General features: G+C 59.3%; 2 protein-coding genes. One reads left to right on the forward strand and one right to left on the reverse strand.

What is annotated here, in order from left to right:
* Positions 1 to 1800, reverse strand: a 1800-nt coding sequence (locus tag H5U08_RS12955; RefSeq protein ID WP_297033746.1) for a cation-translocating P-type ATPase, incomplete at its 3' end; no start/stop codon positions are given.
* A 557-nt stretch (positions 1801 to 2357) separates the two neighbouring features.
* Here H5U08_RS12955 and H5U08_RS12960 point away from each other — a divergent pair.
* On the forward strand, positions 2358 to 3619 hold a 1262-nt coding region (locus H5U08_RS12960; protein ID WP_297033749.1), incomplete at its 3' end, for a DUF3365 domain-containing protein.

Raw genomic sequence — 3619 nt, forward strand, 5'->3', positions numbered from 1 at the left:
GATGGCCTCGCGGCTTTCCTCGGCCGGCAGGTCAGCAAACTCGAGAATCCCAAAGAATTCCCCATCCTGGACGACAGAAACCACAATGCGCGAGCCAGTGGCCACGGCGGAAGTTTCCTGCTTAACTTCTCTTGCCGTTTTTCCTTCAACACCATATTGGTCGGTCCGTTCCCCACCAGTTCCGACAGGGTTTTCAGCGGACTGATCGGCAGAGTCCAGCGTTTGGATGACGATGGTATGGCCCTCGCTTTCCACCCGGATGCCCCGACCGGGCAAGACTTCGATGGATCGGGCCGTCGGAAATGTGAGTTTCCGCCGACGGACCTCTTCAAGGACAGCGCGGGCAACGGGATGGAGGCTCAACTGTTCGGCCGTAGCCGCCACCTGCAACAGCTCATCCTCCGTATGGCCGGAAGCAGGGCGGAGTCTCACGAGCTGCGGTCTCCCCACAGTGACCGTGCCCGTCTTGTCCAGAACGACGGTATCCACAAAGGCGGCCGACTCCAACGCCTGGGCATCACGCACGAGGATCCCGCGGGAGGCCGCCCGGCCACTTGCCACCACGATCGCCGTCGGCGTGGCCAGGCCGAGAGCGCACGGGCACGCCACCACCAGGACGGCCACCGTGGCACTCAAGGCCATCCTCCACTCGCCGAGGACGAAGCCCCAGATCACAAACGTCGCGGCGGCCGTGATCAAAACCCCGGGAACAAACCAGGCCACCACGCGGTCTGCCAAACGTCCCAGACGCGGCCGGGTCTCCTGGGCATGTTCCACCATCCTGACCACCTGGGCGAGAATGGTCTGTCTGGCCGGCTTGGTCACGCGGATGGCTATCGGCCCGGTGAGATTCAGCGTCCCTGCGAAAACTTCCTGACCAACAGTTCGCGCCACCGGCACCGATTCCCCCGTGAGCCACGATTCATCGATTTCACTTTCTCCCTCTGTGATGAGACCGTCGAGAGGGATCTTTTCTCCCGGCAGAACCCGGACCTGATCCCCCACCTGAACCTTGTGGACCGGCACCTCCTGAACAGACTGACCGGAGATGACTCGCGCGAAAGACGGAGAAAGATCCATCAATCGTCGGATGGCCAGGGATGCCCGAAATCGCGCTCGCACCTCCAAATACTTTCCCAAAGTGATGAAGGTGAGAATCATGGCCGCGTCGCTGAGGTACATGGGCAAGACGGGCAGGAAGATGCTGCCGGCGGGATGGGAACCTGTTGGGGCATGACCGGCAAGGGACCAGCCGCCGAAGGCCTCTCCTATTCCGGCCAGATAGGCCGTCCAGGTACCCGCGGCAATGAGCGTGTCCATGCTCACGCCGCCATGCCGCAATTGCTTCCAGGCCGAAGAGGCGTACACCGCGCCCAGGTAAAATTGAACGACCGTGGCCGCGATAATGGCCGGCCAGGCTGAAAAGGTCGTCGCAATACCAGGGACAAACATGGTGGCGAGGATGATAATCAACCCCACACACCCCACCGCGAGCTGCCGAAGGCGCATCTTTTGTTCTTCGGCCTCGCGGGACCAGGGCGATGAAGGGGCGGACTCTTCGCCCTCCGCCTCTCCTGAGGAGTCTTCCAACGGAACGGCTTCGTATCCGGCGGCCGCCACCGCCTCAACGAGCGGCTGAGTTTCCAACGACTCGTTGGAGGTGTGCACCACGGCCCGCTGCGTGACGAGATTCACCTGCGCCTCGTCCACACCGGGCACTGATCGCAGGGCCTTTTCTACCCGAGCAACGCATCCGGCACAGTGCATGCCACGAACTTCCAGGCGGATTTCCCGCGCCATGGGAGGTTTTCCTTTGCAAAAGAGTTCATGAGGTTGATGCCTAGCCAAACGCCGGCGGCCCAGCACATTCCTTTGCGCAATTCTATGCAGCCCAAGGAGAATTCCCAAATGAGCGTTACTCTGTTGCGTGCTCCAAAGCCAGCTCGGGTGGACAGGCTTCACACGGACGGATGCCTCGCGCGATCGCGGGATGACTCCCCGCGGTTTGTGAAATCACCGCTGACACGGGGCGTGCAGTCTGTCCGTTCAATTCTTAACACGATGTCCGCGAAAGGCGTTACTGCGTGCATTTTTGGCACAAACGGGTTATTCGTCGCCATGCACCGGCCGGGGAAATTGCGTCGGCAGCCACTCACCGCCCCCCAATTGTGTCCTATATTTCCCTAGAACCGCTGAAAGCTCCATGACACCGCACCCCTGAGAATCAGCGGAAAGCGCGAAAAAGCAACAGCCAAGCGTGGGCAACGCCATACCAAAGGGTGCTTATGGGAGCACGATGTTTTGCCATTCTAAGCGGCCTGGCCACTATCTTTTTGATAGGGTGCGGAGCGACTATTTTGTGGGCGGATCGATCGCTCCGGGAAGAATTGCTCCACGATGTGCGAAACCAGGCAGCCAACTTCCCCATTGACGCGCTCCGGGAGCTTCAGGGTAATCCCCGCGATCTATCGAAGGAAGCCTACCGGAAACTCAAGAGCTGGCTTCAGGAGGTTCGCGCCAGTGTCAGGGACTGCCGATTTGCCTACCTGATGGGTCAAGAGCCGGACGGCCGCGTGTTTTTCCATGGTGACAGTGAACCCGACGATAGTCCCGCAGCTTCCCTGCCGGGTGATGACTACGCGGAAGCCTCACAAACGTTGAAGGGTGTTTTTTCTACCTCTCAAGCCGCTACCGAAGGCCCTGTTCCGGACCGATGGGGGACCTGGGTTTCTGCATTCGTCCCAATTGTCTCCCCGGAAAGTCAAAAGGTCATTGCCGTTTTGGGCGTGGATGTTCAGGGGTCTCACTGGTATCAACGCGTCGTGTTCCGCGCGCTCGTGCCGAGCGTAATTCTCCTCGCATTTGTCATTGCAATTGGCATCGTCGCGAAAAGTTCTCAGTGGTGCTCGTTCTTGATCAGGCGAGTCCAATGCTCTGCCGAAACGCTGGTTTATTCCCCGGCGGCTCCGCGCCAATTTTTCCTCGCCGTGGTCCTGCTGGCAGTCCTGTTTCTCGGGGTGACGGCCTGGGGAACCTATCGATGGACTGAGCAGCAGATCCTGGAGCAAGCCCAGGAAAAAATCCGCCTTACCAGGCAATTGAACACAGCCCTGCGAAACTTTTTCGCCCAGCACGTCCGTCCCGAATTGTTTAAACACGTTTCACTTCACGACTTGACGCCGGAGTTGATGTCCACCTCTGCCGGCGTGCGGCGGGTCTTCGAATACGCTCATCTTTCCGAGATGGGCTACATCGTGCGGTTCCCGGTGGATCGACCGCTCAATCCAGCCAATCGGCCGACTCCGGCTGAAGAAAAACTGATTCAATATTTCACGGAGAATCCGAAAGCCCGTTCCTGGTCTGGCCGACTTAAATTCTTCGAGGGTGGCGAAGAATACCTTGTCAATGCAGTACCGAAACGTTTTGAGCAGTCTTGTCTGCAATGCCACGGGCAACCCGAAGATGCTCCGCCGTCCCTGCTGACCCGGTATGATCCGCAGGGTTTCGGACACAAGGTGGGCGATGTGTCTCTGGAAATTGTCGCTGTTCCTCTGAATCACGTGCGAACACAGGCTCTCGCCCGCATCTTGGGACACCTCGGTGTGGCGATGGCCACGTG

Source organism: Thermogutta sp. (genome assembly GCF_014359955.1).
In the GTDB taxonomy this organism is placed as follows: Bacteria; Planctomycetota; Planctomycetia; order Pirellulales; family Thermoguttaceae; genus Thermogutta.